This window comes from Psychroserpens sp. SPM9, assembly GCF_025153525.1.
Taxonomy (GTDB): domain Bacteria; phylum Bacteroidota; class Bacteroidia; order Flavobacteriales; family Flavobacteriaceae; genus Psychroserpens.
Genome location: NZ_JANZNR010000001.1, coordinates 162,591 through 188,596, shown reverse-complemented (window position 1 = coordinate 188,596; position 26,006 = coordinate 162,591). Strand labels below are relative to the sequence as shown.

The 26,006-nt window shown below is 34.5% G+C and carries 21 protein-coding genes; 13 read left to right on the top strand and 8 right to left on the bottom strand.

Translation table 11 applies throughout. The annotated features are described in order from the left end of the window. Nucleotides 1–28: 28 nt before the first annotated feature. From N4270_RS00845 to N4270_RS00835, 3 genes are all read left to right on the top strand, one after another. Nucleotides 29–1,258, top strand: a complete 1,230-nt coding sequence (locus tag N4270_RS00845) for a T9SS type A sorting domain-containing protein (protein WP_260094904.1) — start codon at nucleotides 29–31, stop codon at nucleotides 1,256–1,258. Nucleotides 1,259–1,331: 73 nt separating this feature from the next. Beyond that, nucleotides 1,332–2,558 carry a T9SS type A sorting domain-containing protein gene (locus N4270_RS00840; RefSeq protein ID WP_260094903.1) on the top strand — a complete coding sequence of 409 codons (1,227 nt, stop codon included), beginning with the start codon at nucleotides 1,332–1,334 and terminating at the stop codon, nucleotides 2,556–2,558. A 116-nt stretch (nucleotides 2,559–2,674) separates the two neighbouring features. Continuing rightward, nucleotides 2,675–4,333, top strand: a complete 1,659-nt coding sequence (locus tag N4270_RS00835) for a solute:sodium symporter family transporter (RefSeq protein ID WP_260094902.1) — start codon at nucleotides 2,675–2,677, stop codon at nucleotides 4,331–4,333. 90 nt (nucleotides 4,334–4,423) lie between these two features. Here N4270_RS00835 and N4270_RS00830 read toward each other — a convergent pair whose 3' ends face one another. Together N4270_RS00830 and N4270_RS00825 are read right to left on the bottom strand one after the other, a co-directional pair. Next, complete coding sequence (locus N4270_RS00830; protein ID WP_260094901.1) at nucleotides 4,424–6,106, bottom strand: tail fiber domain-containing protein; 1,683 nt, start codon at nucleotides 6,104–6,106, stop codon at nucleotides 4,424–4,426. Nucleotides 6,107–6,624: 518 nt separating this feature from the next. Next, a complete protein-coding gene (locus tag N4270_RS00825) occupies nucleotides 6,625–7,746 on the bottom strand; it encodes a formylglycine-generating enzyme family protein (RefSeq protein WP_260094900.1) in 1,122 nt (373 codons plus the stop codon). Nucleotides 7,747–7,836: 90 nt separating this feature from the next. Here N4270_RS00825 and N4270_RS00820 point away from each other — a divergent pair, with 90 nt between their 5' ends. Next, nucleotides 7,837–8,115 (top strand): hypothetical protein, encoded by a 279-nt coding sequence (locus N4270_RS00820; protein WP_260094899.1) that lies wholly within the window; start codon nucleotides 7,837–7,839, stop codon nucleotides 8,113–8,115. Between the two features lie 13 nt (nucleotides 8,116–8,128). Here N4270_RS00820 and N4270_RS00815 read toward each other — a convergent pair whose 3' ends face one another. The 3 genes from N4270_RS00815 to N4270_RS00805 all read right to left on the bottom strand — a co-directional run bounded on the left by N4270_RS00815 (nucleotide 8,129) and on the right by N4270_RS00805 (nucleotide 10,088). Beyond that, the gene (locus N4270_RS00815; protein ID WP_260094898.1) at nucleotides 8,129–8,368 is read right to left on the bottom strand and encodes a hypothetical protein; all 240 of its coding nucleotides are present in this window, start codon (nucleotides 8,366–8,368) and stop codon (nucleotides 8,129–8,131) included. 12 nt (nucleotides 8,369–8,380) lie between these two features. Continuing rightward, nucleotides 8,381–8,752, bottom strand: a complete 372-nt coding sequence (locus tag N4270_RS00810) for a hypothetical protein (RefSeq protein WP_260094897.1) — start codon at nucleotides 8,750–8,752, stop codon at nucleotides 8,381–8,383. A gap of 109 nt (nucleotides 8,753–8,861) precedes the next feature. Beyond that, nucleotides 8,862–10,088, bottom strand: a complete 1,227-nt coding sequence (locus N4270_RS00805; protein ID WP_260094896.1) for a 3-deoxy-D-manno-octulosonic acid transferase — start codon at nucleotides 10,086–10,088, stop codon at nucleotides 8,862–8,864. Nucleotides 10,089–10,175: 87 nt separating this feature from the next. Between N4270_RS00805 and N4270_RS00800 the strand changes: the two genes are divergently transcribed. The 4 genes from N4270_RS00800 to N4270_RS00785 all read left to right on the top strand — a co-directional run bounded on the left by N4270_RS00800 (nucleotide 10,176) and on the right by N4270_RS00785 (nucleotide 13,985). Continuing rightward, nucleotides 10,176–11,309, top strand: coding sequence for a DegT/DnrJ/EryC1/StrS aminotransferase family protein (locus N4270_RS00800; protein ID WP_260094895.1), 1,134 nt, complete (start codon nucleotides 10,176–10,178; stop codon nucleotides 11,307–11,309). Between the two features lies 1 nt (nucleotide 11,310). After that, nucleotides 11,311–12,333 carry a UDP-glucose 4-epimerase GalE gene (gene galE, locus N4270_RS00795; protein WP_260094894.1) on the top strand — a complete coding sequence of 341 codons (1,023 nt, stop codon included), beginning with the start codon at nucleotides 11,311–11,313 and terminating at the stop codon, nucleotides 12,331–12,333. A 13-nt stretch (nucleotides 12,334–12,346) separates the two neighbouring features. After that, nucleotides 12,347–13,624, top strand: a complete 1,278-nt coding sequence (locus N4270_RS00790; RefSeq protein ID WP_260094893.1) for an amidohydrolase family protein — start codon at nucleotides 12,347–12,349, stop codon at nucleotides 13,622–13,624. A gap of 169 nt (nucleotides 13,625–13,793) precedes the next feature. Beyond that, nucleotides 13,794–13,985 carry a hypothetical protein gene (locus N4270_RS00785; protein ID WP_260094892.1) on the top strand — a complete coding sequence of 64 codons (192 nt, stop codon included), beginning with the start codon at nucleotides 13,794–13,796 and terminating at the stop codon, nucleotides 13,983–13,985. Nucleotides 13,986–14,025: 40 nt separating this feature from the next. Here N4270_RS00785 and lspA read toward each other — a convergent pair whose 3' ends face one another. From lspA to N4270_RS00770, 3 genes are all read right to left on the bottom strand, one after another. Continuing rightward, the gene (lspA, locus tag N4270_RS00780; RefSeq protein ID WP_260094891.1) at nucleotides 14,026–14,520 is read right to left on the bottom strand and encodes a signal peptidase II; all 495 of its coding nucleotides are present in this window, start codon (nucleotides 14,518–14,520) and stop codon (nucleotides 14,026–14,028) included. A gap of 14 nt (nucleotides 14,521–14,534) precedes the next feature. After that, nucleotides 14,535–15,428 (bottom strand): ACP S-malonyltransferase, encoded by an 894-nt coding sequence (gene fabD / locus N4270_RS00775; protein ID WP_260094890.1) that lies wholly within the window; start codon nucleotides 15,426–15,428, stop codon nucleotides 14,535–14,537. Nucleotides 15,429–15,547: 119 nt separating this feature from the next. Continuing rightward, nucleotides 15,548–17,101 carry an NAD(P)/FAD-dependent oxidoreductase gene (locus N4270_RS00770; protein WP_260094889.1) on the bottom strand — a complete coding sequence of 518 codons (1,554 nt, stop codon included), beginning with the start codon at nucleotides 17,099–17,101 and terminating at the stop codon, nucleotides 15,548–15,550. 207 nt (nucleotides 17,102–17,308) lie between these two features. Here N4270_RS00770 and N4270_RS00765 point away from each other — a divergent pair, with 207 nt between their 5' ends. The 5 genes from N4270_RS00765 (at nucleotide 17,309) to N4270_RS00745 (ending at nucleotide 25,908) form a co-directional block, all read left to right on the top strand. Then, nucleotides 17,309–18,850, top strand: coding sequence for an AraC family transcriptional regulator (locus N4270_RS00765; RefSeq protein ID WP_260094888.1), 1,542 nt, complete (start codon nucleotides 17,309–17,311; stop codon nucleotides 18,848–18,850). A 635-nt stretch (nucleotides 18,851–19,485) separates the two neighbouring features. Further along, entirely contained in the window at nucleotides 19,486–22,581 is a 3,096-nt protein-coding gene (locus N4270_RS00760) for a SusC/RagA family TonB-linked outer membrane protein (protein WP_260094887.1), read from the top strand. 12 nt (nucleotides 22,582–22,593) lie between these two features. Continuing rightward, on the top strand, nucleotides 22,594–24,066 hold the full coding sequence (locus N4270_RS00755; protein WP_260094886.1) for a RagB/SusD family nutrient uptake outer membrane protein: 1,473 nt from the start codon (nucleotides 22,594–22,596) through the stop codon (nucleotides 24,064–24,066). Between the two features lie 20 nt (nucleotides 24,067–24,086). After that, nucleotides 24,087–24,926 carry a hypothetical protein gene (locus N4270_RS00750; RefSeq protein WP_260094885.1) on the top strand — a complete coding sequence of 280 codons (840 nt, stop codon included), beginning with the start codon at nucleotides 24,087–24,089 and terminating at the stop codon, nucleotides 24,924–24,926. A 10-nt stretch (nucleotides 24,927–24,936) separates the two neighbouring features. Further along, nucleotides 24,937–25,908, top strand: coding sequence for a hypothetical protein (locus N4270_RS00745; protein WP_260094884.1), 972 nt, complete (start codon nucleotides 24,937–24,939; stop codon nucleotides 25,906–25,908). The last annotated feature ends 98 nt before the right edge of the window (nucleotides 25,909–26,006 follow it).

The following is a 26,006-nucleotide window of genomic DNA, read 5'->3' as shown; positions in this document are numbered from 1 at the left end:
TAAATATTAATTCAAAACATTTACAATCATGAAAAAAATTACTTGTATTACCTTATTGCTCATTTTACCCTTATTGAGTATGGGCCAAACTTTCGATTTTAATACTGCGGAAGGATGGACTGGTGTTCAGTCTACCTTAGTAGAAAACGGATCTACTGTCACCATTAGCTTTGATGCAGATACCGATCCTAAATTAAGACATCTTGCTGCAAATGTTACTGATCCAGTAACTAATGGAATTATTGGAATCACTTTAAAAAATAATTCTTCTGCGACAGAGTTCAGATTTGTTTATCAAAATCTTCAAGCTGGAAGCGGTACTTCAGGGACAGTAATTCCTATTTCTGCTAATGACACTGAATTTCAAACCTATTATATCGATCTTTCAGGACAAGATAAATGGGATAATGCTGGAGCTGGTGGAACTCAAAACGAAATTGACTTTGCGTTTAGAGAGCCAGGAGGAACTAGTGGCGACAATAGTATTGATGCTGCTGGGTCGATAGAAATAGATCAAATTATTTTTGTTGATGTTCAACCTAGACCAGAAAAATTAGCTTATGAATTTAACACTCCAGGTGATGATGAAGGATTTAGTAATTTGGTGGATGCTAGCACAGATGTGTCTGGAGGAAACCTTGTTATAACTCCAGATGGAGGTGCCATTGCAAAAGTGACAAATGGAGTTAACTCTGTCAATGCTGGTGCTAATTCTCACATGCACATTGTATACAAAAATGAATCACCTACAAATAATCAATTAAGAATTCAATTTAGGTCAACTTTTGATAATTATGCAGGTTTCTTTGGGACTAATACATCTATTAATTCAGGGATGACCGATTTTGAAACGATTTCTTTGGATTTAGCAACAATAAGAACAGAATGGGTAGGTACTGCTCAAGATTTTCAATTAGCAATTAGAAATACGAACAATGGCGGTAATGCTTCAAATGCAGATGGTGATTTTGTGGTGGATAGAATTATTTTTAACAACAATACCACTTTAAGCTTAGATGACTTGAGTTTTTCTAATGTTTCAATATTTCCTAATCCAGCAAACACGGTCGTAAATATTAAAGGATTTAATAACCTATCTAAGGTTCAATTGTTTGATGTACTAGGAAAGAAAGTTTTTGAAAGCAATCAATTAAGTAACAATCAGGTTGATGTTTCAACATTTAAACCTGGTATTTATGTGTTAAGATTAGCTGATACAAACAATAATATTATGGTCAAGAAATTGATTATCAAATAATAAAGTCAATTCCCAAACCTGCCATAGCTTAATTACTATGTTGAATTTACTAACTAAATCAACACAAGAAATTATGAAAAAACACATACTATTACTATTATTGGTGATTCCAATCATGGCTATGGCTCAAGGTCCGTGGGACTTTACAAATACCGAAGACGGCTGGGTAAAAGGAGGAGGATGTACTGCTGCAGTTGGTCCAGATGCATGGACTTTGACAACAAATGGTGGCAACAATCCAAATCTAACTAATACCGCTTCTGGAATAGATGCCGATGCCAATACCATTGCAGCAATTACATTAAGAATAAGCGCTGGAGGACCATCTTATGTTAGAGTAAGAATTCCAAAAGCTGCAGGTGGATATGTTTATAAACCAGCAGTGTTAGACCCTTCAGAAACTGATTTTGTTACCTATTACATCGATGTGACAGATGCCGAATGGTCTGGTATTGAAGACGATATTAGATTTCAGTTTAAAGATGATGACGGAACAACAGCAGGTACTAATCATGTCAGCGACGGAGAAACGATAGAAATTGATAAAATCGAGTTTTTATCTGAAATTCCTGCAGGAACAAGGCCTGAAAAAACAATGTATGAATTTAATACAGACGGCGACACTGAAGGATGGTCAGAAACAAATAGCATTATAAGTGTCTCAGGAGGTCTACTTACCTTAGTTCCAGAAGTTGATGCTGCGGCTAAGATAGTGCAGGGCGAAAATTCAGTTGAAGCTGAAGAAAATGATTTTATTCATATTGTTTACAAAAATGAATCTGCATTGAATAACCAAGTGAGAATTCAGTTTAGATATCCAGCAGATGGCTACACTGCTTATGTTGGCACCAATGCTGCTATTAGTCAAAGCATGACTGAGTTTGAAACTTTATCGGTAAACTTAGCAATCGCAAGACCAGATGAATGGATAGGGTTTGTGCAAGATTTTCAAATTATCGTAAGAGATACAGAAAATGATGATGTAACCAATAATGGAGCATCTGAAGGTAACTTTATCATTGACAGAATAGAGTTCAATAAAGAGCCTAATTTGAATGTTGAAAATAGTGTGTTCAATAACTTAGTGTTATATCCAAACCCTAGTAAGAATATTTTAAATATTAAAGGTGTTCACGATTTAAGTTCAGTTGAAATTATTGATATTCAAGGCCGAAGTATTTTAAAATATTTTGAAAATTTAAATACAATTGATGTATCGACTTTAAATAGTGGTAGTTACTTAGTGAAAGTTACAAGTGGCTCTAAAGCATCAGTAATAAAAAAGTTGTTGGTTGAATAATTAATAAAGCGACTTTAACTGGGGTTTCAATTGTAAAATGGAATCCCAGTTTTTTTATTTCAACATGGAAATATAATAGTTTAACCTCATTAAACATCTTAAAAATAGCGCTTACTATGATAGGACTAATTTCATTTGTTGGCTTTACAGTGCTCGTAGCCATAATCTCTTATTATGCAACCCGTAAAACTGATGAGTCATCATCTGATGGTTATTTTCTTGGAGGAAGAAGTTTAACAGCAGGAGTCATTGCAGGATCATTATTATTAACTAATTTATCTACAGAACAGTTAGTTGGTCTCAATGGCGCAGCATATTCTGAAGGGATATTGGTAATGGCTTGGGAAACCTTAGCTGCTATCGCAATGGTAGTAACAGCGCTTTACTTATTGCCTAAATACTTAAAAGGAGGATTAACTACAATTCCTCAATTTTTAGCTAAACGATTTGATGTCGCCACAAAAACACTAACCTCTGGATTATTTCTTACAGGATATGTAGTGGTATTACTACCAACAATTCTTTATTCCGGATCTTTAGCTATAAGTGGCATGTTCGACGTGCCAGAACTTCTGGGTGTATCCGAAAAAGCAGCACTATGGATTTGTATTTGGGCCATTGGAATTATTGGTTCTGTCTATGCTGTTTTTGGTGGATTAAAAGCTGTAGCAGTATCAGATTCTATAAACGCTATTGGATTATTAATTGGAGGAATATTAATTCCAATTTTTGGTTTAATAATCGTAGGAGGTGGAAGTTTATTAGATGGAATAACGAATTTACAAACAGAGATTCCAGAGAAGTTTAACTCAATAGGAGATAAAACAGCATCAGTACCATTTGTTACGATATTTACAGGTATGATGTTGGTTCAGTTGTTTTATTGGGGAACCAATCAGCAAATCATTCAAAGAGCCTTAGGTGCTAAAAATCTTCAGGAAGGTCAAAAAGGACTTCTCCTTGGTTCATTTATCAAAATATTAGGACCTTTAATTGTTGTTGTTCCAGGTATTGTAGCATTTTACATGAATCAAAAAGGATTGTTAGATGTTTCTACACCAGATCAAGCCTATGGCGAATTAGTTAAAAGAGTGCTCCCACCAGAATTGATAGGTTTCTTTGCTGCAGTTCTTTTTGGTGCTATTTTAAGCTCTTTTAATAGTGTACTCAATAGTTCGGTGACTTTGTTTGGTATTGATATTTATAAAGCGCATATTAATAAGGAAGCCGATGAAAAAACGACAGTAAAATACGGAAAACTTTTTGGGGTTATTTTAGCTATTGGTGCGATGTTAATAGCTCCTTTTTTATCAGATTTGGATAGTATTTTTAGTTATCTACAACAAGTAAATGGTGTTTACAGTATCCCTATTTTGACTATTATATTTGTTGGTTTTGTGACTAAACGAGTTCCAGCAATAGCGGCTAAAGTAGGTTTGTTGTCGGGATCAATATTTTATATAATAAGCGAATTTTTTATCCGTCCTAATAGAGTTGAAAATGCTTTAACTGAAGCCAGTCTTAACGGCATTACATCTTCTGAAGCATTAAAAGCCATTGAAGTAGATGCTTATCCGCACTTTCTACACATTATGGCTATTTTATTTTTACTTAATATCTTAATCATGCTCATCATTGGTTATTTTAAACCGAGAGCAATTGCCTATGAACAAAAGTTCACCCAAGAAGTAGATATTACACCATGGAAACATGCCAAGCTTACAGGAGTTTTAATCGTACTTATAGTTATTAGTGTTTACATTTACTACGCTTAACTTTAAATAAGTGAATACAGTAGACATAATTAATAAGGCTTGCAGATGCAAGCCTTATTAATTAATATAAAAATTGAATAATGTCTTTGTTCATTTACCTCCCGAATCACTTAGTATAATTGAAGATTCAATTTTGTTTGCTGTACTTTCAAGACTTAAGAGTCTTGCTTCCAATTCCTGAAGTTTGTTTTCTGCTTGTTTTAATCTGTTATTTTCAAGTTCCAATCTTTTAATTTTATCATGAAGTTCCTTAATGGCTTCAACAAAAAAAGCATCATAATCACCATAAGCTGTTTGATAAAATCCGAGTTTATCTTGAGAGACTTTTTCAGGAAATACTTCCCTAAGTTCTTGAGCAATAAATCCATATTGGATGCCTTTTGGTCTGTTATTTCCAGTACTATTATCATTCCATTCATAAGTCACACCACGTAATTTATTTAACGTTTCGAGTGCTGTTTCTCCTTTAATAGTGTTAATATTTTTTTTAAGTCTACGATCACTATTAGCTATAAAGGCTCCAGCTGTAGTTTTAGAAGCTTCGCCGTTAACTTCTAATGCATTTGTGGTAGCATTCTTTCCTATTCCGAGAAAATCATTAACTCTAAGTTTATTGTTGCCAAAGTTGCCATATATAAGAGAGTTTGAAATATCGGTATCAGAATTTGATATGATTAATTTATTACTTGTGGTTTCACTAAGTCCAGCTTGAAATCCAATAAAGATATTACCACTTTTGGTTTCAGCAGTCCCAGTATTGTCTTCTGGATTATAATTACCAGCACCAGCTTGAAACCCTATATAAACATTATTAGATGACTCTACATCAGAATCACCAGCTCTACTACCTATGTAGACATTGTTATCATGAACCGTTCCACTAGTATCATCCAGAGATCGTCCAGCATAATCACCTAATGCAACATTTCCACTTCCATCTAAATTAAATCTAAGGCTTTGATTTCCAGCGGCAACGTTATTGATTCCAGTTTCGTTTCTAGTCAATGAGAAAGCACCAATAGCGACATTTGATAAACCAGAAGTATTTGATGAAAGTGCGGCTCCTCCCACAGCAGTATTGTTATTTCCACTTATATTTGATGATAGAGCAGATTGACCTAAGGCAGTATTTCTTAAGCCGTCAACGTTTGAATTAAGGGCATTATGTCCGACTGCAGTATTGTTAAATCCTGTTGTGTTCTCATCTAAGGTAAAAGATCCAATCCCAACATTTTGTCTGCCAGTAGTATTTAATCTTAGGGATTGAAAACCAATAGCGACGTTATTTATACCTTCTGGGTCGTTGGCATCAGCACCTACAGTAGAATTAAGAGATTGATATCCGATTCCTATATTTTTATTATGTGAACTATCATCATTTTCACCAGCACCAATTCCAAGAAAAATGGAGGAGCCATCATTAGATCCGTCTACATCAGATTTACCATCTAATAAATCATTAATTCGTTCTATACTTGACAGTGGAACCCAACGAGTCGCTGTGTCATCCCAATAATGAAACCCTTTGGTATATGCAATACTATTGTGTGTTGCATTAGTCGTTAGATAAATTAGGATACCGTCCTGAGGTGTATTAGGGTCAGTTGCAGGAAAGGTATCAACCTTAGGAATTAAAATTCCATCTGTATTTGCTGGTGTAGCTTGATTAGAGGATCTAATATCTAAAGATGAATTAGGTGAAGTGGTTCCAATACCTACTTGCGCAAAAAGTAAAGCAGGAAATAATAGTGAGATAAATAACAGCTTATTCATGGTAAATTCGTTTTAATAAAAAACAGTAAAGTCTATTTAACAAATACAATATATATAATATACTTGTTGAATATATTCCTATACTAAATGTTTGATTTTCATTAAACCTATTTTGACTAAAAACAAACCGGCTAGACCAATCAAGGCTAGAATTAGCCTATGATTTCGTAATTATTTAAGTTTTAATTGATGTTTATGAAACCTATTATTTTCTGTAATTATCCTCATTTATTTAGATTAATTAGTGATATAAATAAATTGAGGGTTTGATTCGAGAATAGGCCCATGTAGTGTACAAATGAAAAGCCGAAACGAAAGTTTCGGCTTTTTTGTTTTCAAAATCGTTGGAAGTTTTACTTCAGAAATGATTTTGAAAACAAAAAAGAAATCCAAATCTTTGGATTGGCTTTTCTCACAATGTTGATATGGGACTCGCCATTGGCAATTCCCGTCTTCAGTACAAATGAAAAGCCGAAACGAAAGTTTCGGCTTTTTTGTTTTGAAATAATTTAATGCTCTTATTTATGGGTTTCTAACATATTTATCGTAGCAACAGTTCTAAATCCGGTATGATCAGATCCTGAGTCTGTACTAACCCCCATTCTTGCTGAAATTCTAAAACTCGCACAATACGAAGCGTGACATAAAAAAGAACCGCCTTTCATGACATGTTCTTTTTGATAAGGGTTATCTGGACTGTAAGATTTTGCAGCCCCTTTAGGATTGATTAAAACCTTAGAAGTGTCTAATTCTTTATAATAGTTGATATTAAAAAGGTCACTTGTAACTTCCCAAACATTTCCCATCATATCATAGAGTCCAATACTATTAGGAGCATAAGACTTAACAGGTGCTATGAGTTCAAAACCATCAATACTCTCATTTTTTATAGGAAATGTACCTTGCCAAGTATTTGCATTTTTAACCAAATCGTTATCATTATTACCCCAAGTATAAATATTATCATTTGCTGTACCTTGAGCCGCAGATTCCCATTCTGCTTCGGTAGGCAATCGACGATTAGCCCATTTACAATAGGCTTGAGCGTCTTCTAGAGCAATATGAACAACAGGATAATCATCTTTACCTTCAATTGAACTATTAGGCCCCTCAGGGTGTTTCCAATTAGCACCAATTTTCCAGGTCCACCACTGGCTATAATTTTCCATATTTGCAACTGCATTTACATTTTTATTAAATATTAAGCTTCCGGGTTGAAGAATAGAATCATGAGGTTTAGGGGTTCCTTCAGGAAGTTCTGCTTTCATTGCTTCCCAATCGATAGGACGTTCAGCAACGGTGATATAATTTGTGGCTTCGACAAAGGCTTTAAAAGCTTTATTGGTTACTTCAGTAATGTCAATAAAAAAACCGTCAACGGTAACTTGATGTGCTGGTTTTTCTCTCATCATTGCAAATTTATCTCCTGCTTTTGCGCCTTGTAAAAAAGTTTTTCCTTCAACCCATACCATACCTTCTGGTGTTGTAATAGATGATGGTTGTTCTTTTAAAATCTTATAGGGACGCTCTTCTTTTAGTGATGATTTTATATCTTTTTCTTTAGTTTCAGTTTTACAGTTGAAAAAAAATAAGATAGGGAGTAGTACTAATAAATTTTTAATCAGGATTCGAAAAGCCATTAGGTAAACATTTAACTTTCAAAACTAAACAAATTATAAATATTGAGGTCGAAATCTAACATCCTTTTATTATTAATTAACTTTTTTTGGATGTTTTCTTCTGCTCAGAATACTGTTGAATTTCGTCAGTTAAGAGGAGAGAATGTGCCCACTCAAAGCATTACATATGCTGTTGCGAATGATAGCTTAGGTAATGTGTGGATTGCTTCGGAAGAAGGTGTATTGAAACACAATTCAAAATTCTATAAAATTTACAATTCGTATAATGGGCTGCCCGATTTGGTTGGTAATCGTATAAAAGAAGTTTTTTGTTTTTCTATGAGCTCACAAAAAAAAGGTCTGATACAAATCAGACCTTTTTTTTTATGATTTTGATGACAAACTAGTTGTCATCGCCAGTTACTTCTTCTACGGCTTCTTCAGTAGCTTTAGCAGCTTCTTCGGTTTCTTCGACAGCATTATCAATAGCTTTTCCAGCTTTTTCTAATGCGCCTTCAGTTTCTTCCGCAGCATTTTCAACAGCGTCAGCAGCATTGTCAGCACCTTCTTTAGTTTCTCTACATGAAGTTACAGACACTACAAGTGCCAATGCTAATAGGATATTTAAAATAAGTTTTTTCATTGAAGATTAAATTTAGTGTTGTTCTTTCAATTTATCTGACGCTTTATCTAAGGCTTTAGCACCTTCTTCTTTAGCTTTGTCAGCGCCTTCTTTGATAGCATCACCAGCAGCGTTTACTGCATTTTCAGCACCTTCTTTTACTTTGTTAGCACCTTCTTTAATCGCAGCTCCAGTAGAATCCATAGCTTCTTCAACGTCTTCCGCAGCATCTTCTAAAGCGTCTTCTGTAGCTTCGGCAGCATCTTCTAAAGCGTCACCAGCTTCTTCCGCAGCGTTTTCTACAGCATCTGCTGCATTTTCAGCCCCTTCTTTAGTTTCTCTACATGATGTTACAGACACGATAAGTGCCAATACTAATGCGATGTTTAAAATCAATTTTTTCATTGTAATAGTTTTAGTGTTAAATATTGTTAATACACGAAATTAATAACTTAAATTGAATTTGTGTTAAAAAAATTAACATTTATTAAGTTTTTCTCAATTCAATTGTGTTCTATATACGTAAGTAATCCATGATTTGGACGACAGCTCCTTTATTTTCTTTAATAAAATTAGCATTTTTACTACCAAAGGACTCTCGAAGTGATTGTGATGAGGTTAATGATTCAAAGACTGTTTTTGAATCACTCTCGTTTTTTACCGAAATAACGCCAGCTTTTTCAATCATTACAGAAGCTTCAGGAAATTTCTCGTAGTTTTTGCCTATAACGATTGGTACTCCAAATACGGCGGGCTCTAGTATATTATGTAAACCCGTAGATCCCATGGCGCCACCAACGTATGCTATATCTGCATAGCTGTAAATTTTAGTTAGCAAGCCAATGGTATCAATAATGAATACATGGTAATCGGTAATAGTTTTTACGTCTTTTTCAGAAAACAATACAGCCTCAATCTCTAATTTTGATAAGATGTTTTTTATATGATTCGCTTTTATTTCATGAGGTGCGATAACAAATTTTAACCGTTCAGAAGCATGTTTGTTTATGTAAGGAATAAGAATGTCTTCATCTTCAGGCCAGGAACTTCCAATAACAATACAGGTGCTTTGTTGTTTAAATTCTGAAATAAAATCAAGATTATTATTCTGGGTCAATTGATTACTTACGCGATCAAATCGTGTGTCGCCAGCAATCGTAGAATGATTGTAGTCAATAGAGCTCAGTAAGATTTTAGAACTCTCGTTCTGTACGAAAATGTGTTCAAAAGCAAATAATGCTTGTTTGCGTTTTCCGCCATAAAATTTGAAATACGACTGCTGCTTTCTAAATAAAGCTGAAATTAAAATAGCACGTCTGTTTTGATGTTTAAGTTCCAGTAAAATGTTTGGCCAAATATCATATTTGACAAATAAGGTTAATTCTGGTTGTACTAATTCTAGAAATTGTTTGGCATTTGTCTTGGTATCTAAAGGAAGGTAGACAACAACATCTGCGACCTTTGTGTTTTTTCGTATTTCATAACCTGAAGGCGAAAAAAAAGTAAGAACAATTTGATGTTCAGGATAGGTTTGCCGAAGCATTTCAAAAACAGGAAGCCCTTGTTCATATTCACCTAAAGAAGCGCAATGAAACCAAAATGTGCGCTTTTCTTTTTTTATTTTTTGCCTCAGAATATCAAAGGTTTGCCTTCGACCTTTAACACCTAATTTAATCTTTGTGTTAAAGATGGCGAGAACCTTGAGTATAAATGAAAGTAGATATATTCCTAAGTCGTACAATAGTTAATCTTTTAGTTCATGCTAAAATAGGGTTCTTTGATATATTTTCATTGCTTAATGCTCACGAATTTTGTAATTTCGTTGCATATGAAAAAAATACAAATGGTTGACCTAAAAGGTCAATATAGCAAAATAAAAGAAGCGGTAGATGACTCGGTTCTCGAGGTCTTAGATTCTACAGCTTACATCAATGGACCAAAGGTTCATGAGTTTCAAAAAAATCTAGAACACTACTTAGGTGTAAAACATGTTATTCCTTGTGCAAATGGGACTGATGCCTTGCAAATAGCAATGATGGGCTTAGGTCTTAAACCAGGTGATGAGGTGATTACAGCCGATTTTACCTTTGCTGCAACCGTAGAAGTTATTGCGCTGTTACAGCTCACTCCTGTATTAGTAGATGTTGATCCTGTGACGTTTAATATTGATGTTGACGCTGTTAAAAAAGCGATCACACCTAAAACTAAAGCGATTGTTCCTGTACATCTATTTGGGATGTGCGCCAATATGGAAGCAATTATGAGCATTGCAGAAGATCACAATCTATATGTCATCGAAGATAATGCTCAAGCCATTGGCTCTAATTATACCTATAGTGATGGAAGAAAAGTAAAGGCAGGAACCATTGGGCATGTTGCTTCAACTTCTTTTTTCCCTTCCAAAAATTTAGGTTGTTATGGTGATGGTGGTGCAATTTTTACCAACAACGACGATTTAGCGCATACGATTAGAGGTATTGTAAATCACGGTATGTACGAACGCTATCATCACGATGTTGTTGGAGTAAATTCGAGATTAGATTCAATTCAGGCAGCCATTTTAGATATTAAACTTAAAAATTTAGACAGCTATAATAAGGCGCGATTAAAAGCAGCAAATGCCTATGATGACGCCTTTAAAGGAAACGAGAATATCGTGACGCCTTTTAGAGAGCCTATTGAAAATAGCCACGTTTTTCATCAGTATACATTACGGATTTTAAATAGTGATCGCGATGCTTTGGTCAAGCACTTAAATGAACAAGGTATCCCTTGTGGAGTCTATTATCCAATTCCGTTGCATCGACAAAAAGCATATCAAGATTCTAGATATAATGAAGCAGACTTTAAAGTCACCAACCAATTAGTTAAAGAAGTTATATCATTACCAATGCATACCGAATTAGATGATGAGCAAATTGAGTTTATTACAAGTACGGTTATAAAATTTGTAAATTCTTAATATGAAGAAAATTCTTGTTACCGGAGGATTAGGTTTTATAGGTTCCCACACCGTTGTTGAATTACAAGAAGAAGGTTTTGAAGTTGTGATTATTGATGATTTGTCAAATTCATCAACCGATGTTTTAGACGGCATTGAAGCTATTACCGGGAAAAAACCAGTTTTTGAAGAATTAGATTTAAAGGAAAAAGCTGATGTAGAACGCTTTTTTAAAAAGCATCATAACCTTTCTGGTGTTATTCATTTTGCGGCTAGTAAAGCTGTAGGAGAGAGTGTAGAAAAGCCTTTGCTCTATTATGAAAACAATATCAATACTCTGGTTTATGTTTTAAAGGAAATACTTGGCTTAGACGCTTCTAATTTTATTTTTAGCTCATCTTGTACTGTTTATGGACAAGCTGAAAAAATGCCAATCACCGAAAATGCGCCCGTTCAGCCCGCCGAATCTCCTTATGGAAATACCAAGCAAATTGGTGAGGAAATCATTAAAGATACCTGTAAAATAGCACCTAAATTTAATGCGATAGCACTTAGGTATTTTAATCCTATTGGAGCGCATCCTAGTTCTAAAATAGGAGAATTACCAATAGGTGTGCCTCAAAACTTAGTGCCATTTATTACACAAACAGCTGCTGGGTTAAGAGAAAGTTTATCTGTTTTTGGAAATGATTATTCGACACCTGACGGTACTTGTATTCGTGATTATATTCATGTGGTTGATCTGGCTAAAGCACATGTCATTGCATTGAGGCGTTTACTCGATAAGAAAAACACCTCCAATTTTGAGACCTTTAATGTAGGGACAGGTCTTGGTAGTTCGGTTTTAGAAGTTATTAAATCTTTCGACAAAGTATCAGGGCAATCCCTTAATTATAAATTTGCTCCAAGACGTGAAGGTGATGTCGTTTCTGCTTATGCAAATACAGATAAGGCGAACAATGTTTTAGGTTGGAAAGCAAGATTAACTTTAGATGATGCCATGTTATCTGCATGGAACTGGGAGAAGAAGATTAGAAACTTATAAATAGCTAATACCAATGAAAAGAATACTACAACTCATTATCCTTTTGCTAACCATTTCAGTAACTGGACAAAACACTTATTTGCATTGCGGAAAAGTAATAGATACTAAAAAAGGTAGAGTACTAACTGAAAAAACGATTGTAGTTTCAGGAGATAAAATTATTGCTTTAGAAGATGGATATGTCGAACCTGCATCAGCTACAGATGTCGTCATTGATCTTAAAACTAAGACAGTGATGCCTGGTCTTATTGATATGCATGTTCATATCGAAATGGAATTTAACCCTGGTACGCGATTAGAACGTTATATATTGAACGAATCTGATGTCGCATTTAATTCTGTTGTATATGCAAAAGCAACTTTGTTATCAGGATTTACAACAGTAAGAGATCTTGGTGGATCTGGAGTAAATATTTCAATTAGAAATGCTATAAATGCAGGCAAAATTGATGGTCCTAGAATTTTTACAGCAGGTAAAACTATAAGTTCTACTGGTGGGCATGGTGATTTTACTAATGGTGCTAAAAAAGGACTTCTTGATGATCCAGGTCCAGAAGACGGTGTGGTGAATAGTACGGACGATGCTAAAAAAGCCGTAAGACAACGCTATAAAAATGGCGCCGATTTAATTAAAATCACAGCAACAGGAGGTGTGTTAAGTGTTGCGAAAAGTGGAGACAATCCTCAATTTACTATAGAAGAAGTGAAAGCCATATGTGATGCTGCCAAGGATTACGGTATGCATGTTGCAGCTCATGCGCATGGTGATGATGGTATGCAACGCGCTATCATTGGAGGTGTTAAAACCATAGAACACGGGACTTATATGAGTGATGAGACTATGGAATTGATGAAAAAACACGACGCCTATCTGGTGCCTACTATTACGGCTGGAAAGGAAGTTGAGGAAAAGGCTAAAGTCAAAGGCTTTTATCCAGATATTGTTGTTCCGAAGGCTTTGGCGGTTGGACCTCAAATACAAGGTACCTTTGCACGCGCCTATGAAAAAGGGGTGAAAATTGCCTTTGGAACCGATGCAGGCGTTTTTAAACATGGCGATAGCGGAAAAGAATTTGGATATATGGTTGAAGCAGGAATGCCTGCGATGGAAGCTATTCAAAGTGCAACCATAACAAATGCTATGTTGTTAAATATGGAACAAGAATTAGGGCAAATAAATGAAGGTTTTTTTGCTGATATCATTGCCGTTAATGACGATCCAACTGCAAATATCTCAACACTTGAAAATGTTGTGTTTGTCATGAAATCAGGAAATATCTATAAAAATTAGAATGTTAATATGTTAATGAAACAGGGTTTTGATTATTGATTTTTTAATAAAATTCGACTATCATTGCGAGTCTGTTATTTAACATATTGATTAACAATGATTTAATACTTATAACTTGGAGTTGGCTATTAGTCTTCGTTTCTTTGGCGCTAATGATAAATGAAAACCAATGAAATTGATAAGTATTAAAAGAGAAACAAAACCTGAAGTTAGGTTTACCAAAAAGATGGGCGCATTGTCAACAAATGTAACCTACATCAAAAAACAATTTTTAAATTTTCCTTACAAAACACTTCATAAGTATAGAGAAACCTATTACGGTGAAGTCAAAGATTGTGAAAATATTAGCTTAGCGAAATAGCATAAAAAAAAGCCCTGACAAATTTGTCAGGGCTTTTTTTTTATATTGTACTTGTCTTGGTTTTCTTTGTAAATAATACGGTATAGAGTAGAATAAGCATTCCAAAAGTAACCGACATATCTGCTACGTTAAAGATTCCTGTTCTAAAGACGCCACCAAAATCTAAATGAAAGAAATCGGTAACCGAACCAAAGGCAATACGATCAAAAACGTTTGCGATTCCTCCTCCAGCAATACAAGATAAGGCAATTAAACTCAGCTTGTCTAAAGATTTATTCTTTATAATGTAATAGACCAGATAACATAAAACGGCTATGGGTAAAATTTTTAAAAGTAGAAGTTTAAGCGTATCATTCATGTCGCTTCCCATACCCAAAAAAGCGCCTTCGTTTTCTACATTCATCATTAAAAAGGTATCACCTATAACTTGAATACGTTCACCAGGATCTATAGTTGCTCTAACAATGATTTTTGAAATCTGGTCAATAGCAATATTAAATATAATAAGGAGTGAGATAAATAAATTTCTATTCAAAATATGGGGAGTCTTTAGGCATTAGTTTCTATAGATGCTGAAGCTGTTTCTGCTTGTCTGTCAATTTTCTTAACAAGTCCTTGCAATACTTTACCTGGACCAACTTCGGTGAAATGTGTAGCACCATCTGCAATCATTTGCTGAACAGATTGGGTCCATCGAACAGGTGCTGTTAACTGAGAAATCAAGTTTGCTTTAATTTCATTTTCGTCAGTAATGGCAGTTGCTGTTACATTTTGGTATATAGGACAATTAGGTTTGCTAAACGTTGTGTTTTCAATCGCTGCCGCTAACTCTTCACGAGCAGGTTCCATTAAAGGTGAATGAAAAGCTCCTCCTACCGGAAGAACCAAAGCACGACGCGCACCTTCTTCTTTTAAGGTTTCGCAGGCTTTATTAATAGCGTCAACTTCACCAGAAATAACTAATTGACCCGGACAGTTATAATTTGCTGCAACGACAATGCCTTCGGTTGTAGCACATACTTTTTCAACAACATCGTCATCTAAACCTAATACAGCAGCCATAGTACTTGGTTGTAATTCACAGGCTTTTTGCATGGCTTGGGCACGTTGAGAGACCAGTTTTAAACCATCTTCAAAAGTTAATGCGCCAGCGGCAACAAGAGCAGAAAATTCACCTAGTGAATGACCTGCAACCATATCTGGTTTAAAGTTATCACCTAAAGTTTTAGCTAATATTACAGAATGTAAAAAGATAGCAGGTTGGGTTACTTTAGTTTCTTTTAGATCTTCAGCAGAACCTTCAAACATAACATCTGTAATAGGAAAGCCTAAGATGTTATTTGCGGTCTCAAATAATTCTTGTGCTAAAGCTGAGTTTTCGTAAAGGTCTAATCCCATTCCTGAGAACTGAGCACCTTGACCTGGAAAAATATATGCGTTCATGTTTTTAGTCTTAATTTAAGTTGCAAAAATAGGAATAATATTATAATCAATTATAGAGTTTAGTTGCAGTTTTCAGTTATGTTATGATTGACACTCAACTGCGATTGAGACTGAAAATTTTAAGAGCAAGCTGCTTCGGCACAGCGTTCGCCATCCATAGCTGCAGATATAATGCCTCCCGCATAACCACCACCTTCGCCACAAGGAAACAAATTAGAGAGTTCTGGATGCGCTAAAGTCTCGGTTCGAGGGATATTTACAGGTGATGAGGTTCTAGATTCTACACCAATAATGTTCGCTTCAGCGGTATAATAGCCATGCATTTTATCTCCAAAGGCTTTAAACCCTTTCCGAAGAGAACTTCCGATAAGTTTGGGTAGGAGGGAATGTAGAGGTGCCGATTTTATTCCGGGTTGATAAGAGCTCGAGTTTAAGCTACTCGATAATCTGCCTTCAACAAAGTCGGTTAATCTTTGCGCTGGTGCCGTTTGTGATCGTCCGCCAGAAGTAAAAGCTAAACGCTCTAAATCTTTTTGATATTCTAATCCTTTTAATGCGCCAAAATGCTCATATTTATAAAGGTCTTTATCGGCATTAATTTCAACGACAATTCCAGAATTGGCATACACATTATTTCGCTTAGATGGTGACATTCCGTTTACAACAACTTCACCATTTGCCGTTGCTGCCGGAACAATAAATCCGCCAGGACACATACAAAATGAATAGACGCCTCTATCGTTAACTTGTTGCACTAAGCTATAGGAAGCAGCAGGTAATAATTCGTCTCGTACGTCGCCTTTGCAGTGGTATTGAATGCCGTCAATAATAGCTTGTGGGTGTTCTACTCGCACACCCATAGCAAAGGATTTGGCTTCAAGTTTAATGTTTTTGTCGTGTAATAAATAATAGATATCACGAGCCGAATGACCTGTTGCTAAAATAACTTGATCAACTTTGAGTTCATCACCTTTTTGTAGTATGATCGATTGAATAGTTTGGTTGCTAATATTAAAATCGGTGACACGAGTTTCAAAATGCACTTCACCACCATACTTTATAATGGTTTCACGTATATTTTTTACAACTTTGGGAAGTTTATTGGTGCCAATATGTGGATGCGCATCAACTAGAATTTGCTCAGTAGCACCATGATAAACTAGGTTTTCAAATATTTTTCTAACATCGCCTCGTTTTAAACTTCTGGTGTATAGTTTGCCATCGCTATACGTGCCTGCGCCACCTTCTCCAAAGCAATAATTGGAGTCTTCATTCACATGATGGTCTTGGTTGATAGCTTTTAAGTCACGACGTCTATCCTGAACATTTTTTCCGCGTTCTAAAACGATAGGTTTAAATCCGAGTTCGATACAGCGTAAGGCAGCATACATTCCTGCAGGACCGAAGCCAATAATATGAATTGGTTTGGCATTAGAAACATCTTTGTAATGAAATGTGTAAGTTGATTTATCTGGAGGAAGTTCGTTGATGTAGACTTCCAATTTATAATTTAAAATGATTGTTTTTTTTCGAGCATCAATAGATTTCCGAAGAATTTTTACTGCGGAAATGGCTTCAGTTTCCACATTCAAAAATTGTGAAACCTTATGAATTAAAATATTTGGTTGACGTTCTTCCTGAAGTGTAAGGCGAAGTTGCAATTCTTTTATCATTTCACGAAATTAGTTATAAATAAGATGCTAATTTAAATTTTAATGGTTTTATAGTCGTGAAATTGAATAACTTAATTTTATGTTAATCGACAGATAAGTTATGTTAATTTATGTTAAACGAGGTAAAAATACATCGGGATTTACCTTTTTTTACCAATTCTAAAACATTTATGAAAATAACTTGGTATTTTTAAAACAAAAAGTGAAATGAAATTTAGAAACTTTATTCTTATCTGTTTTTTGGCATTTGGTGTTCAGCTAAATGCACAAAATGAGGATATAGTAAAAATTCTAAAGAGTAATTATGAAAATGGAACTTCTAGTGCTATTCTTCCTGTTTCTGAAGATGTTATAGCGCTTAATGTCAATTCAGCAGATTTTTGGTTTTTTAAAGGCCTTTGTGAAGAACAAGTAGGCGATTTTTTGTCTGCTAAAAATAGTTTGATCAAAGCTAAAGTCAATGGTTATTATATAAAACCAGATTTATACTTTCATTTAGCAAAAGCTGAACTAAAATTAGGAGACATTGATGCCTCTTTGGGTTATATAGAAAAAGCTTTAGATCGAAAAGCAAAACCAGAGCGCTTTGAAGTCGATCCTTTTACCAGCTTAAATGAAAATGAAGCATTTGTAAAATTATTAGATACGTATAGACCTAAGTTAAACATATGGACTAGCATTTTTTTATTTATAGCTTTTCAAGGTATTTTGCTTTTTGTAATCATGTTTTTTAGGCGAAAAGGAAGCTCAAAAGCCAATAAAAGTTTAGGTTTATTCGTCTTGACATTTTCGTGTATTTTAATTTTCTACGTATTATACAAGAGTCGTTACCTTTATGAATACCCGTTTGTGCTTTTTAGAAAGTTGTGGGTGCCAGCACTGTTCATTTTAGGTCCTTTATTACTGTTCTATGTCAAGGATTTGTTCAAACTAAAATATACTTACAAGAATAAGTTGTTGCATTTTTCTCTGTTTTTTATTGCATTTTCTTTTTATGCGTCTTTTCATCTTTTGAAACCTGAAAACAAATTGTATTACGACCTCATGGATATTGTATATTATGACTGGTTGAGAAATGCCCAAATGTTTTTCTATTTTGTTGTTGCATATAAAATTATTCAAAAGGCAAAACATAGTGTTGGAGCCAATGTGGTTAAATGGCTACATTATATGATATATATGTATGGGGGATTTGTGCTGTCATTTTTCTTGTATTCCATTTTAAGTAATTTTAGTTTCTTTTACCGTGGTGGCTGGGATTATGTTACCTGTCTTTTGATTTCTTCATTTATTATATTAATTGGTGTTTTTGGATTGGTTCAGCCACAAATTTTCTGGGGCTTTAATGTTCAAGGTGCTTTTAATGCTATTAAGTATGAAAAATCGGGATTGATTCCTAGTTTAGCTGCCGAGTTAAAGCAAAAACTTATCGAATTGATGATTGATGAAAAAGCCTATAAAAACAACAATTTAAATTTAGAAGAATTGTCAATCTTGCTAGGAACGACTAAACATAATACGTCTCAAATTATCAACGAGCACTTTAATGAGAACTTCTTTGATTTTTTAAACGATTTCAGAATTGAAGATGCTAAAGAATTACTTCAGGATAATGAGTGTACTATGACGATTTCAGAAATTCTATACGAAGTGGGCTTCAATAACAAAGTCACTTTTAACAATGCTTTCAAAAAGCGTATGGATATGACACCAACTCAGTTTAGAACCAGAATGGCTCAAGCTGTCTAGTGAATTACGCGCTGCACCAATTCATTCATACTTTTAATTCCAAAATCTAACAAGAGACTACTCTTGGATATTTATTATTGATTAAAAACAATCACCTCATTTTTATTTAGATCTTTTGATTAATACATAAGTCATTCTATGTCGAATAATGGTTTCAATAATTCTAAATTATAGTCATTTCATTCCATTCTGTACACTAACTCAAAACACATCAATCTAAATTCTAGTTTAATTAAATTAAGTTTCAACATTTAATGACAATTTAATGATTTAGTCAATATCAAAGCTTAATCAATCTCCTAACTAATTACTTCCTAATGTATTGTCTTTTTTAAGATTAGCTGGATGTTAACATTGTAAACTTATCAGTTTTCAGCTACAGGAAAATAAGTGGTAAATACATGTCGGGAAGTGGTAAACTATTATCGGAATTGCCGAAAATACTATTAAACTTCTCTTTTTTTACACTAGCAATTGCAAGGCACGGCAGTGTTGTCTTACTACTATGAAATATCCATGTTAACTTTAATTTCATACATAAGTAATTATTTTGAATTAGTCTTTAAAAATAATGACACTGTCTGCCTTTTTCAATTGCACTATAACTAACTCGTAATAATTAAAAATTAAAGTTTATGAAAGTAAAAAATTATGGTTTAGTGTTAGTGCTCTTGTTTTTAAGTGTGACTTCTAGTTTCGCACAAGAGAGGACTATCACAGGAAAGGTTACATCAGCCGAAGACGGAATGCCTCTAATAGGTGTTAATGTCATTGTTAAAGGAACTTCCAGAGGTCAGCAAACAGATTTTGATGGAGGCTACTCTATTCAAGCTAGTACTGGTGAAACGTTAGTGTTTTCGTATTTAGGAACAAAGACTATAGAACGATTAATAGGTGAGACTAGCACTATTGATGTCATCATGGAAGCCGATAACACTTTAGATGAAGTAGTTGTTGTTGCCTATGGTGGTGTATCAACACTAAAGAAAAATCCTGCCGCAATTAGTACTGTAAAAGCAGAAATTCTTGAAGATAGAGCCAATGCATCAGCATTGCAGAACTTACAAGGGCAAGTTGCTGGTTTAAATATTGCAACAGGATCAGGTCAACCTGGTGAAGATAGTACCATTATATTAAGAGGTGCTGGTTCTATTAATGGTAACATTGAGCCGCTTTTTATTGTGGACGGAATTCCAGTAGATGAAGATAACTTTAGAAGTATAAATCCAAACGATATTGAAACATTTACCGTATTAAAAGATGCTGGTGCAGCAAATATCTACGGAAACAGAGCTGCAAACGGAGCTATTGTTATTACAACTAAAAAAGGACGTTATAATGAAGGTATGAAATTTAGATACTCTGCTGCTTATGGTAACAGTGAATTACAAGATCAGCCTTTTGAATTAATGAACTCAACAGAGATTTTACAATTTCAAAGAACAAATAACGCAGGTCTTGGAGCTGGATTAACAGATTCTGAAATTGCAGCCATTGCAGCACAAGCTAATACAAGTTGGGCAGATGTCTTTTTTAGAACTGGACGCACAGAGTCTCATGATTTAACAATGACTTCAGGTGGTGAAAAATCTAATAACTTTACATCACTTCAGTATTTTAAACAGGATGGAATTTTTGTTGGTTCAGATTTTCAACGTTTTTCTTTAAGAAATAATTTCAACGGAAAAACAGAAGATGAGAAATTTAACTACGGACTCAATTTGTTCTTAGCATTTTCTGAAACCAACGAATTAGATAATGCAGGTAGTGGAAGTACATTCTTTAATCCATTTAGTGCCGCATTACAAGGATTACCATATCTAAGTATTTATGATGCTGATGGATCGCAAACTATTGATGGTGGAATTACACCTGGTGATGCGAATGCGATTCTTTCTAATGGAGCAACCAACTTCCCATATGTACTATTAAATAGTATTGCATTAAATACAGACCGTGAGGAAGAAATTAAAATTTTAGCCTCTTTTAATTCTGAATGGAACTTTGCTAAAAACTTATATGCACGTGTTCAAATGGGTGCCGATTTAAGTACAGAAAGCCGATTAGAAATTTTACATCCTAACAGTATTTTAGGACCATTCCAAGCTAATGTTATTGGTAATCAAGCACAATTTGGTGGTATTCACGAAGAAACTTATACACGTGATTTCAGATTTAATGTATCACCTTCTATTAGTTATTCTAATGTGTTTAACGATAAGCATGATGTTACAGCTACTGCTTATTTTGAATACTCAAAAGGATTTTTAGATGGTATTGATTTCGATCAAACAGGTTTAGATCCTAGACTTGTTGGTACAGGAACTTCATTTATTCCAGGAACGACTGTTGAACAAGGTGTTAATCCTTATATTCCAGTAGTGAATTCATTTACGAGTGAAGTAGGAAACTTATCTGTTTTCGGAACTCTAGATTATGAATACGATGGTAGATACGGAATATCTGCAGGTATAAGACGTGATAACTCTTTTAGATTTATTGAAGATAATGCCTGGGGAACATTCTGGTCGGTTGCTGGACGTTGGAATATTAGCGATGAAGCCTTTATGGATGGATCTGGTTTTGATTTATTAAAATTAAGAGCGTCTCATGGTGTTTCTGGTAATGATAGAATTACAGGTGGTTACTATGGTGGCTTAAACCAAACAAGAAGTTTATATGTAGCAGGAACTGGATATAATGGTTCAGTATCTACGGTAGTAAGCCAATTAGAAAATAGAACCTTAAAGTGGGAGGAAACAACACAAACTAACATAGGTATTGATTTTGCAATCTTAGATAATAAACTTAGTGGTAGTGTTGATGTTTATAACAAAACAACGGATGATTTATTCCAAAACAATCAAATCTCATTAATTAATGCGACGTCTACTATCCAGTCTAACATTGGGTCATTAGTAAATGAAGGTATTGAATTAGCATTAAATTACAGAGTGTTTTCTGATGAAGACTGGAAAATTTCTGTTGCAGCTAATGGATCGTACAATGAAAATACAATTGAGCAATTGCCACCATCTACAAATGGTTTAGTAAACACAGGTGGTTCTACTGCTTTAGGTGAAGGACAAGCATTAGGGTCTTATTATTTAGTAAGATATTTAGGGGTTAATCCATCTAATGGTAATCCACTATTCTTAAAAGCTGATGGTGTCACTGTAACTGAAACGTTAGATGCTGCAAATGATCGAGTATTTCTCGATAAATCATTTTACCCAACATGGCAAGGTGGTTTTAGTACTGATGTAAGATATAAAGGATTTGAATTATCTACGCAATGGTCTTTTGTTGCTGATGTATGGTTAAATAACTTAGATTATGCAGATTTACAAGAAGTTTCTGTAGGATCAGTTAATAATGGTAGAAACAGATCGGTTACTGTAAACAATGCATGGCAAACTCCAGGAGATATTACAGATATCCCAAGAGTTGGTTCAACGATTTCTAGTGTTGGATACATCAATTCAACTGATAGATATTTAGAAGATGCTTCGTATTTAAGATTGAGAAACATAACGTTTGCTTATACGATACCTACTAGGTTTTTAGAGAACACACCTATTTCAGGTGTTAGATTTTACCTTCAAGGAGAAAATCTTTTAACGTTCACTAAGTTTAGAGGTTGGGATCCTGAGTCAAATTTTAGAGCGACTAATAGAGGGCAATTCCCAACGCCAAAAATTTACACTTTTGGAGCAACTATAAATTTTTAAAAAAAAAGAAAAATGAAAAAATATATTTTAAAAACACTAAGTATTGCAGCGGTACTATTTATGGTCTCTTGTGAAGATGCGACCGAAGTAGTGCAAGAAGGTGAGCTTAATGAAGAAGTCGCTTTTCAAACTGTTGCAGATTTGCAATCAGGATTAAATGGTGCTTATGCTGCCTATGGACCAGATTTTGGTGGTAATGGAGCAGGAGATGCTATTTATACAAATGCAATTTTATCAGATAATATCAAAGCTGGTCAGGCTAGTAACGGACAAGGAGCACAGGATTATTCATATTTTGTTGATTTTGGTGGCGGAAGTCCAGCTAGTGCTATTTGGGCAAACCGATATGCGACAATTAATCGCGTTAACCGTGTATTAAGAGCTATGGGGAATCTAACATTTACAGTTCCAAGTGAGATTACTGAAGTGAATCATATTAAAGGTCAGTTACTTGCTTTACGTGCATTAGCACATTTAGATTTATTCGAATATTTTACTGTAGATTATCAAGATTCTGATGCATTAGCAGTAATCAATGTTGATTTTGTACCACTTACATCTGATGCTTTCGAAAGAAACACAGTCGCAGAAACGGTTGCTTTTATTAATGCCGATTTAGAAGAAGCAAATAGCTTAATCGATCCTAGTAATACAACAGTATCGACACCAATTTATATCAATAATGATGTTATCAAAGCTTTACAAATTAAGTTAGCTATTGATACTGGTGATTTTGGAAACGATGTATTAACTAAAGCCAATGAATTATTAGCAGCTTATCCATTAGCTAACCAAGCGCAATATGCAGCCATGTTCTTTGATGGTGATATTACTGAAGTCATTTTTAAACTTGCAAGAGTTAATGGTGATAATGGTGTTGGTGGATTATTCTATTTCAACCAGGTAATGCCATCTGATGGCTTTTTAGAAATGTCTAATCAGTTATTAAATGAATTGTCTGAACTTCCTAATGATATCAGAAGAAATGTAAACTTAGCACCTGCTAGTACAGTGGTTGGATTAAATGATCCTGCAAATGAATTGCTAATCAATAAATATCCTGGTGGTTCTGGAGGTTTACAGGTTAACGATATCAAGTTAATCAGATCTTCTGAAATTCAATTAATTAAAGCAGAAATTCAGGCTAGAAATGGCGCTTTAGGTGATGCAGCGCAAACTGTTCAAGATTTACGTGATATGAGAACTGGAGCAGCGTCTCCTTCGACACCTTATGCTACACTAGATGAAGCCTTAGTTGATATCTTAGATGAAAGACGTAAAGAGTTTTGTTTTGAAGGTAAGCGTTTCTTAGATCTTAAACGTATTGGTCCAGATGTTGGACTTGGCGTTAGTAGACTTCCAGTAGATTGTGGTTCGTTTAATGCACCTTGTAATTTAGCTGTAAACGATTTCAGATTTACATTAGCTATTCCTCAAAATGAACTTGACGGAAATAATGCAATTTCGCAAAACCCTGGATACTAATTTAAATGAAAAATAAAAACATGAAATATATATATAAACTAATAGTTGTACTCGGTGTCATGCTGAGTATAACGTCTTGTGACGAAACGATTGATCCAGTTATTTATAATGGGGTAGAATCGGAGAATAGAACTTTCCTGACTTTTGCAAATACGACAGTTAATTTACCGGTCACTATTGATGATACAGGTAGCGTTGATCTTATTTTAAATTCAAGTACAGTATCTTCAACAGATAGAGTCTTTAATATTAATTTAGAAGCTGAGAGTACTGCAGATCCTTTAACTTATAATTTACCAAGTACAGTTATGATACCTGCAAATTCTTATCAAGGTGTTTTAACAGTAACAGGTGTAGATAATGGTTTGGTAGATGCTAATGTAAAGCAAATTGTTTTCTCATTATCAGATTTACCAGATTCTGTTGATATGGATCTAAATAGAATCGTAATTAACGTTTTCGAAATTTGTCCTGTACCAGATACTTATCTAGTAGGTGATTATGCTTTAGTAGATAGTAATGGTAACTTTTCAAATGGTGTTGTTAATGTACGTGTTGGTCCAACACCAACCGAACGTGTATTCGAAACGACATTCTTACCTGGTTCAGGTGTAGATACCGTTCTTGATGTTACTTTTACTTTAGCTTGTAATCTTTTTGATTTAAGTAATGATGTTGATATTTCTGTGTCTTGTACGGCTGGAAATCCTCCATATTATATCTTAACAAGCGCAGGTACAGCAAACAATGGTAGTTATTCTCTATCAAGTGACACTGTACATACAATTAATTATACTGAAGACCCTTTTGCTTCATGTTCGCAAACGTCAATTCAGAACTTTACATTAACAAAACTATAATATAAGTCATATGAAAAATCTTTATAAAATATTATTTTTTTCTTTAACATTATTAATTGCTTATAGTTGTGATAATAGTGAAGGAGAAAACGAAGGTAAATTTGATGATAATCCTAGAACTGGTTGGGTTCAGTTTGTCACCTCTGGACAACCAGGAAGTATATCAATAGATACTTATGATACAAGTAACTTATTGGAAGTTCCTGTATTTATTAATGTGCCTATTTCAGAATCTGAATTATTAATCAGTTATGATTTGGTAGCGGTCTCTGGTCCAAACCCGAGTACAGTATTTTCTAATGATGGTGTTTTAGTAAATCCTGCTAATAACTCTACACACTTTTTCTTTTCAGATTTAGAAGGTGGTGTTTTAGATGTTGCTAATGGAGGTACTAAAGATCCATTAACGTTTAATGAATTCCCTAGAATTCAGTTTGATATAGCCGAAGCTGCTAATATCTCTGAAACTATGGTTTTCGATATTGTTATGACTGCTACCGATAGAGACGGTGTTACTGTTGGTGTTCAAGGTTCTGACAGACCTACTGCTTACAGAATCCAGATTTGTCCAACTTTAGACGCCTCTACGAATAACTTTGTAGGAGACTATAATTTAACAGTAACGTCTGGTAATAGTCTTTTTGGAGGTCCTGTTTTTGCAGATCAAGTAGTAACAATTAATGAAGGTGATAATGGACCTTTTAGCAGACAATTTGATGTCGCTTACGAACCAGGAGGCTCAGATAATACAATGACTGTAACATTTGGTTTTTCAAACGGTCAGGTAATTATTGATAGTGGGTTGTCTACTAACATTGGTTGTACGACGCTTTTAACACTTGGAGGTGATTCAAGTTCTATTTTACCTCAGCCATGTGATGATTCAGAAAGCCTTACACTTAATATGCTTGACTTTGAAGGAGGTTCAGGTGGTTGTGGTGTAGCTGATGTACCATTAGTAGTTGTCTTAACTAAAGTATAATATTAATAGTCTTATTGGTATTATAGAGAAAGCGAGATATTATTTAATATCTCGCTTTTTTTATGGTTAAAAAAAGTATTGAAGTATTTAGGTGTAAC

Excerpts from the sequence above, each read along its gene's own strand:
- N4270_RS00810 (WP_260094897.1), bottom strand. The coding sequence starts at position 8,752 with ATGAAAAAATTGATTTTAAACATCGCATTAGTATTGGCACTTATCGTG.
- N4270_RS00760 (WP_260094887.1), top strand. The coding sequence starts at position 19,486 with ATGAAAGTAAAAAATTATGGTTTAGTGTTAGTGCTCTTGTTTTTAAGT.
- galE (WP_260094894.1), top strand. The coding sequence starts at position 11,311 with ATGAAGAAAATTCTTGTTACCGGAGGATTAGGTTTTATAGGTTCCCAC.
- N4270_RS00745 (WP_260094884.1), top strand. The coding sequence starts at position 24,937 with ATGAAAAATCTTTATAAAATATTATTTTTTTCTTTAACATTATTAATT.
- fabD (WP_260094890.1), bottom strand. The coding sequence starts at position 15,428 with ATGAACGCATATATTTTTCCAGGTCAAGGTGCTCAGTTCTCAGGAATG.
- N4270_RS00840 (WP_260094903.1), top strand. The coding sequence starts at position 1,332 with ATGAAAAAACACATACTATTACTATTATTGGTGATTCCAATCATGGCT.
- N4270_RS00820 (WP_260094899.1), top strand. The coding sequence starts at position 7,837 with ATGTTTTCTTCTGCTCAGAATACTGTTGAATTTCGTCAGTTAAGAGGA.
- N4270_RS00825 (WP_260094900.1), bottom strand. The coding sequence starts at position 7,746 with ATGGCTTTTCGAATCCTGATTAAAAATTTATTAGTACTACTCCCTATC.
- N4270_RS00770 (WP_260094889.1), bottom strand. The coding sequence starts at position 17,101 with ATGATAAAAGAATTGCAACTTCGCCTTACACTTCAGGAAGAACGTCAA.
- N4270_RS00785 (WP_260094892.1), top strand. The coding sequence starts at position 13,794 with ATGAAATTGATAAGTATTAAAAGAGAAACAAAACCTGAAGTTAGGTTT.
- N4270_RS00755 (WP_260094886.1), top strand. The coding sequence starts at position 22,594 with ATGAAAAAATATATTTTAAAAACACTAAGTATTGCAGCGGTACTATTT.
- N4270_RS00830 (WP_260094901.1), bottom strand. The coding sequence starts at position 6,106 with ATGAATAAGCTGTTATTTATCTCACTATTATTTCCTGCTTTACTTTTT.
- N4270_RS00790 (WP_260094893.1), top strand. The coding sequence starts at position 12,347 with ATGAAAAGAATACTACAACTCATTATCCTTTTGCTAACCATTTCAGTA.
- N4270_RS00765 (WP_260094888.1), top strand. The coding sequence starts at position 17,309 with ATGAAATTTAGAAACTTTATTCTTATCTGTTTTTTGGCATTTGGTGTT.
- N4270_RS00815 (WP_260094898.1), bottom strand. The coding sequence starts at position 8,368 with ATGAAAAAACTTATTTTAAATATCCTATTAGCATTGGCACTTGTAGTG.
- N4270_RS00835 (WP_260094902.1), top strand. The coding sequence starts at position 2,675 with ATGATAGGACTAATTTCATTTGTTGGCTTTACAGTGCTCGTAGCCATA.
- N4270_RS00845 (WP_260094904.1), top strand. The coding sequence starts at position 29 with ATGAAAAAAATTACTTGTATTACCTTATTGCTCATTTTACCCTTATTG.
- N4270_RS00750 (WP_260094885.1), top strand. The coding sequence starts at position 24,087 with ATGAAATATATATATAAACTAATAGTTGTACTCGGTGTCATGCTGAGT.
- N4270_RS00800 (WP_260094895.1), top strand. The coding sequence starts at position 10,176 with ATGAAAAAAATACAAATGGTTGACCTAAAAGGTCAATATAGCAAAATA.